Below are 13,042 nucleotides of genomic sequence, written 5' to 3'. Positions count from 1 at the left end.
CGGGATTCCCCGGGCAGTCGCCGCCGGAGGCCGGGAGGTTCCTGGTCCTTCGGCGAGCGAAGGATTCGCCCCTCTGACCAGGCGATGCGTCCCCGGGGGACGGAGCGATCCCACCAGCTCCGTCCCCCGGGATCCCGAGGGCTCCCGCTACTTCTTGGTCGGGCTGGGACTCGGGCTCGACGAGGCGGACGCCGACGCCGACGGGCTGGCCGAGGGCGTCGGCGTGAATGCCGCGCCCGAGCTCAGCACGAACGACTTGAACTGATCCGCGTTCGCGACGCTGCCGGTGTAGTACTTGCCGTCGACGAAGACCATCGGCGTACCGACCCCCGCGGTGGGCTGGTTCAGCAGCTTCTGGATGTCCGCCGCGCTGTGCACGTTCGTGTCGGGGAAGTCGGCGCCCACGAACCGCTTCGTGGACGCGTCCACCCAGCTGAAGAACCGGTGGTTCTTGATCGCGTCGCTGATCGCCGAGAGGTTCGTCACCTTCGCCTGCTTGGCGTAGCCGATGAGCTGGTCGTCGGTGAGACCGGTCGTGCCCTCGGCGGGCTGATTGGCGAACAGCAGCGAGTGGAACGCGTAGAACCGGTCCGGCGAGTAGTTCGCGACGGCGGCGGCCGCGTTCGCGGCCCGCGTGGAGTACTGGCTGCCGGCGAAGTTGTTGTCGAGGATCGCGACCGGATAGATCTGGAGCGTCGCGTTGCCCTGCTGCAGCAGGGTCTGGATGTACGCGGCGTTCGTCTTCTCGAACTGCCCGCAGATCGGGCAGCCGAAGTCCTCGTACGTGCGGATGGCGACCTTGCCGGACGGCGCCGGACGCTGCGTCGGCTTCGCGCCGGCAGCCAGGGCGTCGGTCCGCTCGGCCGTCAGGCCCTTGGTGATGACGATGCCGTCGTCGGCCATGTTCTTCGGGCCCGGTCCGGGCGGCCGGATGGAGTTGACGAGCACCACCGCGACGATGGCGACGATGGCGAGCACGACGACGCCGATGCCCACCTGCAGCCCGATCCGGTTGCGGCGCTCACGCCGCTGCTGACGCAGGCGCTGCTCGCGGGCCTTCTCGCGTGCGGCATCACGCCGCTCGTTCTTCGACGGCCTCGGCCCGCCCGCGGTCGACACAGGTTCCTCCACAGGTCCACCGACCTGGCGGACATCGGGTGGCATGGTAGCCGCCGACCCGATGAGGGCCCGTGCAGGCGCCCCGCGGTCGCCCGTTCTGCTGCCTGCGGAGCCCCTGATGGGCCCTCACATCCGCGCCTCCGGGCATGCGATACTGACGCGACCGGCCGAAGGCGACCGGCATGACCGATGGTCATCCTCACTACGGATCGTCCGGCTCGTACCTGCCGGTGAAGGAGTCTCAACCATGGCAACCGTGACCTTCGATCGCGCGACGCGTCTGTACCCCGGTGGTACCCGTGCAGCGGTCGACGCCCTCAGCCTCGACATCGCCGACGGCGAGTTCCTCGTCCTCGTCGGCCCGTCCGGCTGCGGCAAGTCCACGTCCCTCCGGATGCTCGCGGGCCTCGAGGAGGTCAACGACGGGCACATCTTCATCGGCGAGAGGGACGTCACCGACATCCCGCCGAAGGACCGCGACATCGCGATGGTCTTCCAGAACTACGCGCTGTACCCGCACATGACCGTCGCCGAGAACATGGGCTTCGCCCTCAAGATCGCGGGCGTCAACAAGGACGAGCGCGCGCAGCGCGTGCAGGAGGCCGCGAAGCTGCTCGACCTCGAGCCGTACCTCGCCCGCAAGCCGAAGGCCCTCTCCGGCGGCCAGCGGCAGCGCGTCGCGATGGGCCGCGCGATCGTCCGTCAGCCGCAGGTGTTCCTCATGGACGAGCCGCTGTCGAACCTCGACGCGAAGCTCCGCGTGCAGACCCGTACGCAGATCGCGTCGCTGCAGCGCCGGCTCGGTGTCACCACCGTGTACGTGACGCACGACCAGACCGAGGCCCTCACCATGGGTGACCGGATCTGCGTGCTGAAGGACGGCATCCTGCAGCAGGTCGGCACCCCTCGCGACCTGTACGAGCACCCCAACAACGTGTTCGTCGCCGGCTTCATCGGCAGCCCGGCGATGAACCTGTTCGCGACGGACCTCGTCGAGGGCGGCGTGAAGTTCGGCGAGTACACGATCCCGCTGACGCGTGACGTCATCCAGGCCTCGAGCGGCAAGCAGGTCACCATCGGTGTCCGTCCGGAGGACCTCGAGGTCTCCACGACCCAGGGCGACGGCCTGCCGGTGACGGTCGACCTCGTCGAGGAGCTCGGCGCGGACGGCTACCTCTACGGCCACGCGGAGGTCAACGGCCGGCGCACCGACATCGTCGCTCGCGTCGACGGGCGCACCCACCCGAACGTCAACGACCTCGTCTACCTGCACCCCGAGCAGAACCACACCCACGTCTTCGACGTGGAGTCAGGCGCCCGGCTCTCCGCGGCGGTGTCCGTCTGAGCTATTCCATGAGCGGCTCGCTCTCCATCACCGCCGCGACCGTCGATCCCGGTCTGCTCGACCTTCCTTGGGACCTCCCTCTCGAGGACTGGCCGACGGACCGGATCGCGGCGCTGCCGAAAGGCATCTCGCGGCACATCGTGCGCTTCGCGAACCTCTCGGGGTACGTGATCGCGGTGAAGGAGACCTCCAACGAGCTCGCGACCCGGGAGTACGACATGCTCCGGACGCTGCAGCGTCTGGAGGTGCCGTGCGTCGAGCCCGTCGCTGTGATCTCCGGTCGAACGGATGAGAACGGCGGCGGGCTCGAGCCCTGCCTCGTCACCCGGCACCTGCGCTTCTCCCTGCCGTACCGGGCGCTCTTCTCGCAGACGCTTCGGCCCGACACGGCCACGCGTCTCGCGGACGCCCTCGCGCTGCTGCTCGTGCAGCTGCACATCACGGGCTTCTTCTGGGGCGACGTCTCGCTCTCGAACACACTGTTCCGCCGCGACGCGGGCGCCTTCGCCGCCTACCTCGTCGATGCGGAGACCGGCAAGATCTACCCCGGCGGCCTCTCGAAGGGCCAGCGCGAGAACGACGTCGAGATCGCCCGCGTGAACATCGCCGGCGAGCTGATGGACCTCGCCGCCGGCGGCCACGTGGACGAGGACCTCGATCCGCTCGTCACCAGCGAGCGGATCGTCTCCCAGTACCGGATGCTCTGGAACGAGCTGATGGGCCGCGAGCAGTTCTCCTCCGCGGAGCGCTGGCGGATCAACGAGCGCGTCGACCGGCTGAACGCGCTCGGCTTCGACATCGAGGAGCTGTCCATCCGCACCGCGGAGGGCGGCACCGAGGTCGTCATCCAGCCCAAGGTCGTCGACTCCGGACACCACACCCGCCGGCTGCTGCGCCTCACGGGCCTCGACGCCGAGGAGAACCAGGCGCGGCGCCTGCTGAACGACCTCGACCAGTGGCGGCACACCTTCAACAAGGGCCACCTCCCCGAGGAGCAGGCCGCGCACGAATGGGTCGCGACCGTCTTCGAGCCGGTGATCCGGGCGATCCCCCGCGACCTGCGTGGCAAGCTCGAGCCGGCGGAGATCTTCCACCAGGTGCTCGAGCACCGCTGGTTCATGTCGCAGCGCGAGTCGCGCGACGTGCCCCTCGCCGAGGCGCTGTCGTCCTACATCGAGGACATCCTGCGCCACCGCCGCGACGAGGCGACCATGATCGAGCCTGTGACGGGGTCGGTGACGGTCCCCATCCGCATCTCCGCAGGCCCCGAGGACTGGCGCGCCACCGTCTGACCCCGAGCACCGTCCCCATCGGCTCGGCCTCCACGCGGCTTCGCCGTGCGTCGGTACCGGCCGCCGCGGGCCCAGCAGGGTGTGCGCGCTTCGGCAGGCTCCTGGTGCGCCAGGGGCCTGCCGAAGTGCTCGTGCCCTGCTGAAGCGCTCGGCGGGGAACTACTTGGCGCCGGAGCGCTCCGTCGCGATGCGATAGAGGGCGATGCTCGCCGCCACGCTCGCGTTCAGCGACTCCGTCCTCCCACCGATCGGGATCGACACGATCACGTCGCACAGCTCCCGCACGATGCGCGAGAGGCCCTCCCCCTCGCTGCCGGCGACCACGAGCAGCGGCCTGTCGGAGAGGTCGAACGCCGGCAGCGACACGTCGCCGTCGCCCGCCAGCCCCGCGACGAAGACGCCGCGCTGCTTGTAGGCCGTGATCGTCTGCGCGAGGTTCGACGCCATCGCGACCGGGAGGCGCGCCACCGCACCGGCCGACGAGCGCCAGGCGGCGGCCGTCACGCCGGCGGACCGGCGCTGCGGCAGCACGACGCCGTGCGCTCCGAACGCCGCGGCGGAGCGGATGATCGCGCCGAGGTTCCGCGGATCCGTGACCCCGTCGAGGGCGACGAGGAGCGCGGGCACGTCGCCGGCACGCTCGAGCAGGTCGAGCGGATGCACGTACTCGTACGGCTTCACGGCGAGGGCGACGCCCTGGTGGAGCAGGTCACCGCCGGTGAGCCGGTCGAGCTCGGGCCGCATGACCTCGAGCACCGGCAGGTCGCGGTGGTTCGCGATCGACAGGGTCTCGCGCAGCCGGTCGTCCATCTCGACGCGGGAGGCGAGGTAGAGGGTCGTCGCGGGGACGCGGGTGCGCAGCGCCTCCAGCACGGCGTTGCGACCGGTCACGAGCTCGTCGCCGGCGGGCTTTCGCCGGACCGTCGGTGCGGGCCGCTTGGTCTCGCCGCGCTTCGCCGCAAGCCGCTCCGCCGACTGCTTGCGCTTGTGGGCCGCGTGGTACTCGCGGTCCTCCGCCCTCGGGGTCGGCCCGCGACCCTCGAGCGCCTTGCGCCCGTGGCCGCCGGTCCCGACGGTCGGACCCTTCTTGCCCCCGCGCTTGCCTGCGGGTCGGCGTGCCTCAGCGGCCATCGATGCTCCATCTCGTGCCGTCGGCGCCGTCCTCGAGCGTCACGCCCGCTGCGGCGAGATCGTCGCGCACCCGGTCGGCCGCGGCCCAGTCCCGCCGCCGCCTGGCGTCCGTCCGCTCCTCGATGAGGCGGCCGACGAGCGCGGCGAGGGCGTCGTGCGTGCGATCCCCGCCGGCGTCGTCCGCCCACGTCGTGGGGTCCACGCCCAGCACACCGGCCATCGCGTGCACGGAGGCGACCGCGTGGGCGGCCGTGCCGAGGTCGCCGGCGTCGATCGCCTGGTTGCCGCGCCGGATGGTGTCGTGCAGCACCGCGAGCGCCTCGGGCACGCCGAGGTCGTCGTCCATCGCGGCCGCGAACGCGTCGGGCACCACGGCAGCGGCGCCGCCGACGCCTGCGGCGGTCGCGCGCTCGACGAGCCGCTCCATCCGGGCGATCGCCTCCTCGGCCTCGACGAGGGATCCGTCCTGGAAGTCGCGGTCGGACCGGTAGTGCGCGGCCGCGAGGGCGTAGCGCACGACGACGGGCCGCGCGGCGCCGAGCAGATCGCTCGCGAAGACGGAGTTGCCGAGCGACTTCGACATCTTCTGGCCGTTCACGGTGACCAGCCCGTTGTGCACCCAGAGTCGGGCGAACGGCGCGCCGGACGCCGTCGACTGGGCCAGCTCGTTCTCGTGGTGCGGGAAGCGGAGGTCCAGTCCCCCGCCGTGGATGTCGAACTCCTGCCCGAGGTAGCGCTCCGCCATCGCCGAGCACTCGATGTGCCAGCCGGGCCGGCCGGCGCCCCACGGTGCCGGCCAGGAGGCGGATTCGGGCTCCTCGGGCTTGCGGCCCTTCCAGAGGGCGAAGTCGCGGGGGCTGCGCCGGTCGCGTGGGTCCGCGTCCTCGCCGCTGAGGAGGGCGTCGCCGCTCTGCCGGGTGAGCGAGCCGTACGACGGCCACGAGGCGACGTCGAAGTACACAGATCCGTCGTCGGCCGGATAGGCGTGCCCGCCATCGATGAGGCGCTGGATGAGGTCGATCATCGCGCCGATGCTGCCGGTGGCACGCGGCTCGTTCGTCGGGGGCAGCACGCCGATCGCGGCGTACGCGGCCGAGAACTCGAGCTCCACCCGGTAGGCGTGCGCCCACCACGGGTCGGGCCCCTGGTCGGCGGCGCGGAGGATCTTGTCGTCGATGTCCGTGACGTTGCGGATGAGCGTCACCGCGTAGCCGCGGTGCTCCAACCATCGGCGCAGCAGGTCGTAGCTGAGGGCGGACCGGAGGTGCCCGATGTGCGGGGACGACTGCACGGTGGGGCCGCAGACGTACATGCCGACCCGGCCGGGATCCACCGGGTCGAGCTCCTGCAGGGACTGCGACCGGGTGTCGTAGAGGCGCAGGGTCACCACCCCATGCTACCGAGCGGGCGCAGGCGTCCCTCGGCCGGGCGTCGCCTCGACGAGCGCAGTCGCCACGGCGGCGATGCCCTCGCCCCGCCCGGGGAACCCGAGCCCGTCGGTCGTGGTGCCGGAGACCGAGACAGGCGCCCCGAGGACGCCGCTGAGGACCGCCTCCATCTCGCCACGACGGGGCGCGATCCGCGGGCGACGGCCGACGACCTGCACCGCGACGTTCACCGGGCGCCAGCCCGCCTCGGCGAGCAGCGCGCCGGTGCGGCGCACGAACTCGATGCCCGGCCGGTCCTGCTCCTCGGGCCGGTCCACGCCGAACCGGCTGCCGAGATCGCCGAGGCCGGCCGCCGACAGCAGCGCGTCCGAGATCGCATGGCAGACGGCGTCGGCGTCGCTGTGCCCGGCGAGGCCCGCCTCCCCGGGCCAGGCGAGTCCGCCGAGGTGCAGGGGGCGGCCGGCGTCGACGGCGTGCACGTCCACCCCGATGCCGGTGCGCAGGACCGGAACGGGCGCGAGCAGCTGCTCGGCCCGGCGCAGGTCCCACGGCGTGGTGATCTTGAACGCCGACGGCTCGCCCTCGATCGTCTGGACGGCGCCACCCGACGCGGCGAAGAGCGAGGCGTCGTCCGTGTGCTCGCGGTCGGCCGCGGCGTACGCCGCCCGCAGCTGCTCCGCGGGGAAGCCCTGGGGCGTCTGCACCGCGGCGAGCATCGAGCGGTCGAGGGTCTCGACGACCGCCCCGCCGTGGGCGACGCGCTTCACCGTGTCGGCGGGCCGCAGCGCCGGCACGACGCCCGCACCGGCGGACGCCACGGCGGCACGGACGGCGTCGAAGAGCGATGAGGGCGTCAGCGGGCGGGCGGCGTCGTGCACGAGCACGATGTCGTCGTCGACGGCCGCGAGCGCCGCGGCCACCGACGCCTGCCGGGTCGCACCGCCGGGCACGACCCGGATGGGGACGGATGAGCGGCGCGCCGCGACGAGTGCGTCGAGCAGCGGCAGGTGCGCAGCAGGACCGGCGACCACGACGGCGTCGACCTCCGCGCCGAGGACGGCGTCGAGCGACCAGTCGAGGATAGGGCGTCCCGCGAGGGGCACCAGCGCCTTCGGGGTCCCGAGGCCGAGCCGCACGCCGTCGCCGGCTGCGACGACGACGACCGTGGTCAGGAGGCGAGCACCTCGTCGAGCACGGTGGACGCCTGCTCCTCGTCCGTCTTCTCCGCGAGCGCGAGCTCGGAGATCAGGATCTGGCGGGCCTTCGCGAGCATCCGCTTCTCACCGGCGGACAGTCCGCGGTCCTGGTCTCGGCGCCAGAGGTCGCGCACGACCTCCGAGACCTTGATGACGTCGCCGGAAGCGAGCTTCTCGAGGTTCGCCTTGTAGCGGCGCGACCAGTTGGTCGGCTCCTCGACGAACGGGGTGCGCAGCACCTCGAAGACCCGGTCGAGGCCCTCGCGGCCGATCACGTCGCGCACGCCGACGAGGTCGACGTTGTCGGCGGGCACCTCGATGGTCAGGTCACCCTGCGCCACGTTCAGCTTGAGGTAGATCTTCTCCTCGCCCCGGACCGTACGCTTCTTGACCTCGACGATCTTCGCCGCTCCGTGATGCGGGTATACGACGGTTTCGCCGACCTCGAACTGCATGGGTGTCCCTCCGAAAGCGGCCTCCAGCCTAGCACAGAGGCCTTTCAGGGACGGTCCGAGGGGGTCGGCCCCGGGGTCCGCACGGGCCTCGTCCGCTAGGCTTCACCCCGATCCGACAGCCCGTTCCCCCGTTCTTCCACGCGGGTGACGGGGACACGACGAAGGGTGCTCCGGTGAAGATGCGCGTTGCGGCATCCGTCGCTCTCGCGGGACTGATCGTCCTCGGCGCGAGCGGTTGCGAGTTCATCAGCCCGCAGGACACGACGCAGATCAACCAGGTCGCCGACGGCATGGACGCGAGCCTCGGTCCCGTCGACGTGCGCAACGCGCTGCTGTTCACGGCGGACGGCACCGACGCGGCCCTCGTCGCGAGGCTGATCAACAGCTCCACGTCGGCGCAGACCGTCTCGATGCAGTACACGAGCAGCGCTGGCTCGACCACCCAGCAGGTGTCCGTGCCGGCGAACAGCGCCATCACCATCCGCCCGGGCGTTGTCCGCCCGGGCGCGCAGGCGAGCATCACCCTCACCGGCGTGAACGCGAAGGCGGGCTCGCTGTTCCCGGTCTACTTCACGGTCGGTGGCAGGAACGCGACACTGAAGGTGCCGGTGCTCGACGCCAGCCTCCCCGGCTACCAGACGCTGACGCCCACGCCGACTCCTCCGGCGCCGCTGCCGACGCCGACCGACACCAGCGGGGTCACCCCGGCGCCGACCGGCTCGGCGACGCCCGGGGCCTGACTCAGGCCTCCCCCTGACTCAAGCCTCTGAGGGCAGGTCCTCGAACCGGTAGCCCAGGCCGCGGACGGTCAGCAGCAGCCGTGGCTCGCCGGGATCGTCCTCGATCTTCGCCCGGATGCGCTTGATGTGCACGTCGAGCGTCTTGGTGTCCCCGAAGTAGTCGGATCCCCACACGCGGTCGATCAGCTGGCCGCGGGTGAGCACCCGGCCGGCGTTGCGCAGCAGCAGCTCGAGCAGCTCGAACTCCTTCAACGGCATGGCCGTCTCGGCCCCGCGGACGAAGACCGCGTGCCGGTCGGCGTCGAGCCGCACGGACCCGGACTCGAGCACGTCCGGCCCGACGGCATCCGACGCCTCGACCCGCCGGCGCAGCACGGCCCGGATGCGGGCGAGCAGCTCGCGGCTCGAGTAGGGCTTCGTGACGTAGTCGTCGGCGCCGAGCTCGAGCCCGACGACGATGTCCACCTCCGAGTCCTTCGCGGTCAGCATGATGATCGGCACGTCCGAGACCGCGCGGATGCGCCGCGCCACCTCCGTCCCCGGGAGCACGGGCAGCATGAGGTCGAGCAGCACCAGGTCGGCACCGGTGCGGTTGAAGCGCGCGAGCGCCTCCCCGCCGTCGGCCGCCGCCGTCACCTCGTAGCCCTCGCGCTGCAGCAGGTAGACGAGGGGCTCCGCGATGGCGGGCTCGTCCTCGACCAGCAGGATCGTGGTCACACGCGTTCCTTCTCGCGACGCCTGGGTCGTCCGATCTCCGGTGCCGGCGTCTCTGGCAGTCGGATGGTGAACGTCGAGCCCCGGCCGAGGCGCGACCAGACGCGCACCTCACCGCCGTGGTTCTCCGCGATGTGCTTGACGATGCTGAGGCCGAGCCCGGTCCCCGTGCCGCCGGTCTGGCGGGAGCGGGCCGGGTCGCCCCGGTAGAACCGTTCGAAGACCCGGTCGACCTCGTCCTCCGGGATGCCGCTCCCCTGATCCGTGACGGACACCTCGACGATCCCGTCGCGGGACCGCACGCCGATGCCGACGTGACCGTTCGGGCTCGAGTACTGGAGGGCGTTCGCGATGAGGTTGTGCACGGCGGTGGTCAGCAGCGTCTCGTCGCCGAGCACGTGCACGCCGGAGCGCTTGCCGACGACGACCTCGATGGACTTCGCCTCGGCGAGCACCCGGTTCCGGTCGACCGCCGCGTTCAGCACGTCGTCCAGGGACACCGGGCGCGGCTCGTGCAGCGGGTCGCGCGACTGGATGCGCGAGAAGTCGATGATCTCCCGCGTGATGTGGGCGAGGCGGCTCGCCTCCGACGTGAGGCGCGCGGCGAACCGCCGCACCTGCTCGGGATCGTCGGCCGCGGAGTCGAGCGCCTCGGCGAGCAGGCCGACGGCGCCGATCGGGGTCTTCAGCTCGTGGCTCACGTTGGCGACGAAGTCGCGGCGGACCGCTTCGAGCCGCACCACGTCGGACCGGTCCTCGACGAGCAGCAGCACATGGCTCACCCCGACCGGCGCGGCCCTGGCCGCGACGTGGAGGGTGGGCGGCCCGACGGTGCCGCGGCGGAGCAGCAGGTCCCGGGTCCTCGCGGCGTGGGCGCCGCGCGCCTCGTCCACGAGGGTGGCGAGCTCGTCGTGGTGCAGGAGGCGGCCGCTGACGAGGCCGAGCGAGGCGGCGGCGGGCGTCGACAGCAGCACGGAGTTGGAACCGTCGAGCACGATGGCGGGCCCCTCGAGCGCCCCCAGCACCGCGGCGATGCCGTCGGGGAGGCGCTGGTCGACGAGGTCGACCGCCGCGGCCCCGCGATCCCTCGCCGCGCGCAGGAGCAGCGCGAAGACGGCACCCACAACGAGGCCGAACACGAGGGTGAGCACCACCAGCTGCGCCGTGCCCATGCGGCCTACACTAGGTGCCCGTCGAGGCATGCAGTCGGCGCTGCACCAACGGGGGCCCGCGAGTTCGACCCGTGTTCGACATCCGGGCACCGGATGTTCACTTTGGGCCTGGACGGTGGTCCCCGGCCCGGCCACAGAGGGGATGAACGTGCGCGAGGTCTTCCAGCAGGAGCTCCACGAGGTGCAGGAGCGGCTCGTCCGCATCGCGGACCTCGTCGCCGACGCGATCGACAAGGCGACGACCGCGTTCAACGGTCAGGACGTGACCCTCGCCGAGAGCGTGATCGCGGACGATCACCTCATCGACGACCTCGCCCGCAGCCTCGACGAGCTCGCAATCGACATCCTCGCCCGCCAGCAGCCCGTCGCGCGCGACCTCCGGGTCGTCGTGAGCGCGCTGCGCGTCAGCGCGTCCCTCGAGCGGATGGGCGACCTGGCCGAGCACATCGCGCAGCTCTCCCGGTACCGCTTCCCCGAGAAGGTGGTGCCGAAGACGCTGCGGCCCACGTTCAAGGAGCTCGGCCGGCTCGACGTGTCGATCGCCCGGAAGCTGACCCGGCTGCTCGAGACCGAGGACTCCGACCTCGCGGAGGAGATCCGGAACGACGACGACCTCGTCGACGAGCTGCACCTCAGCGTCTTCGACAAGGTGCTCGGCGAGACGTGGAAGGGCGCCGCGAGCGACACCGTCGACGCCACCCTCGCGAGCCGGTACCACGAGCGCTTCGCCGACCACGCGGTGTCGATCGCGAAGAAGGTGCAGTACCTGCAGACCGGCGCCTGGGTCGTCCCCACGCAGTAGGTCCTTGCAGGAGCCCCTCCCGCGGGAGTTGCCACTGGTGGCGACTTGCTGCGGCGAGAAGTCGCCACCAGTGGCAACCCCTCGGATGGGCCGGGTCGGGCTACTTCGTGCCCTGCGCGGCCACGGCGGCCGCACCTGCGGCAGCGGCCTCCGGATCGAGGTACTCGCCGCCCGGGACGATCGGGCGCAGGTGCTCGTCGAGCCGGTAGTGCAGCGGGATGCCGGTCGGGATGTTCAGCTCGGCGATGTCGTCGTCCGAGATGCCGTCCAGGTGCTTCACCAGCGCGCGCAGCGAGTTGCCGTGCGCCACGACGAGCACGCGCTTGCCCGCGCGGAGCTCGGGCGCGATCGCGACGTCCCAGTACGGGATCATCCGGTGCACGACGTCCTGCAGGCACTCCGTGTCGGGCACGTCGGGACCGAGGGCCGCGTAGCGCGGATCCGACGCCTGCGAGAACTCCGCGTCCGCCGGCAGCGGGGGCGGCGGCACGTCGTAGGAGCGGCGCCACAGCTTGAACTGCTCCGGGCCGTACTCGGCGAGCGTGGCCGCCTTGTCCTTGCCCTGCAGCGCGCCATAGTGCCGCTCGTTCAGCCGCCAGTGGCGCACGACCGGCAGCCAGGCCAGGTCGGCGGCGAGCAGCGCCTCGTCGGCGGTCTGGATCGCGCGCGTGAGCACCGAGGTGTACAGGATGTCGGGCAGCAGCCCCGTCTCGCGGATCAGGCGGCCCGCTCGCCGGCCCTCCTCGACCCCCCGCTCGGTGAGCCGCACGTCGACCCAACCGGTGAAGAGGTTCTTCTCGTTCCAGTCGCTGTATCCGTGACGGAGGAGCAGCAGCGAGTGTTCGGCCGGCATGGAGCCAGTGTACGGACGCGGTCCTCGGTGTCCCCTGCTCGGCTACCGTCGGCGCATGGTCGAGGGGCGGGTGACGCGGGGCACGACGGGCACGAACCGCCTGCGCCGCGTTGACCGCTACCTCGCCGCGTCCCCCGCGCTTCGTCGCGCGGCGGCACCGCTCGTGGTCGACCTCGGCTTCGGCGCTCGCCCGTGGACGGCGCTCGAGCTCGCCGACCGCCTCGCCCGGGTGCGGCCGGATGTGCGGGTGCTCGGCCTCGAGATCGATCCGGCGCGGGTCGCGGCGGCGCTGCCGTCCGCCACGGAGCGGGTCTCGTTCGGCCTGGGCGGGTTCGAGGTGCCGACGCCGACGGGAGCGCGGCCGGCGATCATCCGGGCGATGAACGTCCTGCGGCAGTACGAGGAGCACGAGGTCGTCGGCGCCTGGGACCGGATGCGCGCGCGCCTCGCACCCGGCGGCCTCCTGCTCGACGGCACCTGCGACGAGATCGGCCGGATCGGGTCCTGGGTCGACGTCGAGCCCGAAGGGCCGCGCCGCTTCACGATCGCCGTCCGCTTGACCGGGCTCGAGGCGCCGTCGATCGTGGCTGAGCGGCTGCCGAAGGCGCTCATCCACCGCAACGTGCCCGGCGAGCGGGTGCACGACCTGCTCCGCGCCCTCGACGACGCCTGGTCGCGCGCCAGCCCGCTGTCGGTCTACGGCCCGGTGCAGCGCTTCGTCGCCACCGCCGAGGCGCTGCGCGATTCGGGCTGGCCGGTCGAGGGCGGACCGCGCCGATGGCGGCTCGGTGAGCTGACGGTGCCCTGGGAGGCGGTCGCGCCGGCCTGAGGTCAG

At 72.0% G+C, this 13,042-nt stretch carries 13 protein-coding genes; 5 read left to right on the top strand and 8 right to left on the bottom strand.

The features are described 5' to 3' along the window. Positions 1-147 precede the first annotated feature (147 nt). A complete protein-coding gene (locus VIG76_RS10420) occupies positions 148-1,119 on the bottom strand; it encodes a DsbA family protein (protein ID WP_331953812.1) in 972 nt (323 codons plus the stop codon). Between the two features lie 247 nt (positions 1,120-1,366). Between VIG76_RS10420 and VIG76_RS10415 the strand changes: the two genes are divergently transcribed. Continuing rightward, a complete protein-coding gene (locus VIG76_RS10415; RefSeq protein ID WP_331953811.1) occupies positions 1,367-2,464 on the top strand; it encodes an ABC transporter ATP-binding protein in 1,098 nt (365 codons plus the stop codon). A gap of 8 nt (positions 2,465-2,472) precedes the next feature. After that, the gene (locus tag VIG76_RS10410) at positions 2,473-3,756 is read left to right on the top strand and encodes a DUF4032 domain-containing protein (protein WP_331953810.1); all 1,284 of its coding nucleotides are present in this window, start codon (positions 2,473-2,475) and stop codon (positions 3,754-3,756) included. 159 nt (positions 3,757-3,915) lie between these two features. Here VIG76_RS10410 and rlmB read toward each other — a convergent pair whose 3' ends face one another. The 4 genes from rlmB to VIG76_RS10390 are packed head-to-tail and all read right to left on the bottom strand — an operon-like array spanning position 3,916 to position 7,926. Beyond that, positions 3,916-4,887 carry a 23S rRNA (guanosine(2251)-2'-O)-methyltransferase RlmB gene (gene rlmB / locus VIG76_RS10405; RefSeq protein WP_331953809.1) on the bottom strand — a complete coding sequence of 324 codons (972 nt, stop codon included), beginning with the start codon at positions 4,885-4,887 and terminating at the stop codon, positions 3,916-3,918. Further along, entirely contained in the window at positions 4,877-6,274 is a 1,398-nt protein-coding gene (gene cysS / locus VIG76_RS10400; RefSeq protein ID WP_331953808.1) for a cysteine--tRNA ligase, read from the bottom strand. The genes rlmB and cysS overlap by 11 nt, the downstream gene beginning before the upstream one ends. 9 nt (positions 6,275-6,283) lie before the next feature. After that, positions 6,284-7,447 (bottom strand): 2-C-methyl-D-erythritol 4-phosphate cytidylyltransferase, encoded by a 1,164-nt coding sequence (ispD, locus tag VIG76_RS10395; RefSeq protein WP_331953901.1) that lies wholly within the window; start codon positions 7,445-7,447, stop codon positions 6,284-6,286. Continuing rightward, positions 7,444-7,926, bottom strand: a complete 483-nt coding sequence (locus VIG76_RS10390) for a CarD family transcriptional regulator (protein ID WP_331953807.1) — start codon at positions 7,924-7,926, stop codon at positions 7,444-7,446. The genes ispD and VIG76_RS10390 overlap by 4 nt, the downstream gene beginning before the upstream one ends. A gap of 173 nt (positions 7,927-8,099) precedes the next feature. Between VIG76_RS10390 and VIG76_RS10385 the strand changes: the two genes are divergently transcribed. Further along, the gene (locus tag VIG76_RS10385; protein WP_331953806.1) at positions 8,100-8,666 is read left to right on the top strand and encodes a hypothetical protein; all 567 of its coding nucleotides are present in this window, start codon (positions 8,100-8,102) and stop codon (positions 8,664-8,666) included. Between the two features lie 18 nt (positions 8,667-8,684). On the opposite strand, the gene VIG76_RS10380 is transcribed toward VIG76_RS10385, so the two are convergent. Both VIG76_RS10380 and VIG76_RS10375 read right to left on the bottom strand, forming a co-directional pair. After that, the gene (locus VIG76_RS10380; RefSeq protein ID WP_331953805.1) at positions 8,685-9,383 is read right to left on the bottom strand and encodes a response regulator transcription factor; all 699 of its coding nucleotides are present in this window, start codon (positions 9,381-9,383) and stop codon (positions 8,685-8,687) included. After that, positions 9,380-10,552 (bottom strand): sensor histidine kinase, encoded by a 1,173-nt coding sequence (locus VIG76_RS10375; RefSeq protein ID WP_331953804.1) that lies wholly within the window; start codon positions 10,550-10,552, stop codon positions 9,380-9,382. Before VIG76_RS10375 ends, VIG76_RS10380 begins: the two co-directional genes overlap by 4 nt. Before the next feature lie 148 nt (positions 10,553-10,700). Between VIG76_RS10375 and phoU the strand changes: the two genes are divergently transcribed. After that, positions 10,701-11,354: a phosphate signaling complex protein PhoU gene (gene phoU, locus VIG76_RS10370; protein ID WP_331953803.1), complete on the top strand. Its 654-nt coding sequence runs from the start codon at positions 10,701-10,703 to the stop codon at positions 11,352-11,354. 100 nt (positions 11,355-11,454) lie between these two features. Here the strand turns inward: phoU and VIG76_RS10365 are convergent, their stop codons facing one another. Further along, complete coding sequence (locus VIG76_RS10365) at positions 11,455-12,207, bottom strand: phosphoglyceromutase (protein WP_331953802.1); 753 nt, start codon at positions 12,205-12,207, stop codon at positions 11,455-11,457. Between the two features lie 55 nt (positions 12,208-12,262). Between VIG76_RS10365 and VIG76_RS10360 the strand changes: the two genes are divergently transcribed. Then, positions 12,263-13,036, top strand: coding sequence for a class I SAM-dependent methyltransferase (locus VIG76_RS10360; protein ID WP_331953801.1), 774 nt, complete (start codon positions 12,263-12,265; stop codon positions 13,034-13,036). Positions 13,037-13,042 lie beyond the last annotated feature (6 nt).

It is taken from the genome of Amnibacterium sp. (genome assembly GCF_036559085.1).
Classification (GTDB): Bacteria; Actinomycetota; Actinomycetes; order Actinomycetales; family Microbacteriaceae; genus Amnibacterium.
This window is presented reverse-complemented; position numbering and strand designations above follow the sequence as displayed.

Bases quoted from the DNA above. Each gene is read 5' to 3' on its own strand.
- VIG76_RS10415 (WP_331953811.1), top strand. From the start codon at position 1,367: ATGGCAACCGTGACCTTCGATCGCGCGACGCGTCTGTACCCCGGTGGT.
- VIG76_RS10410 (WP_331953810.1), top strand. From the start codon at position 2,473: ATGAGCGGCTCGCTCTCCATCACCGCCGCGACCGTCGATCCCGGTCTG.
- rlmB (WP_331953809.1), bottom strand. From the start codon at position 4,887: ATGGCCGCTGAGGCACGCCGACCCGCAGGCAAGCGCGGGGGCAAGAAG.
- VIG76_RS10390 (WP_331953807.1), bottom strand. From the start codon at position 7,926: ATGCAGTTCGAGGTCGGCGAAACCGTCGTATACCCGCATCACGGAGCG.
- VIG76_RS10375 (WP_331953804.1), bottom strand. From the start codon at position 10,552: ATGGGCACGGCGCAGCTGGTGGTGCTCACCCTCGTGTTCGGCCTCGTT.
- VIG76_RS10365 (WP_331953802.1), bottom strand. From the start codon at position 12,207: ATGCCGGCCGAACACTCGCTGCTGCTCCTCCGTCACGGATACAGCGAC.
- VIG76_RS10360 (WP_331953801.1), top strand. From the start codon at position 12,263: ATGGTCGAGGGGCGGGTGACGCGGGGCACGACGGGCACGAACCGCCTG.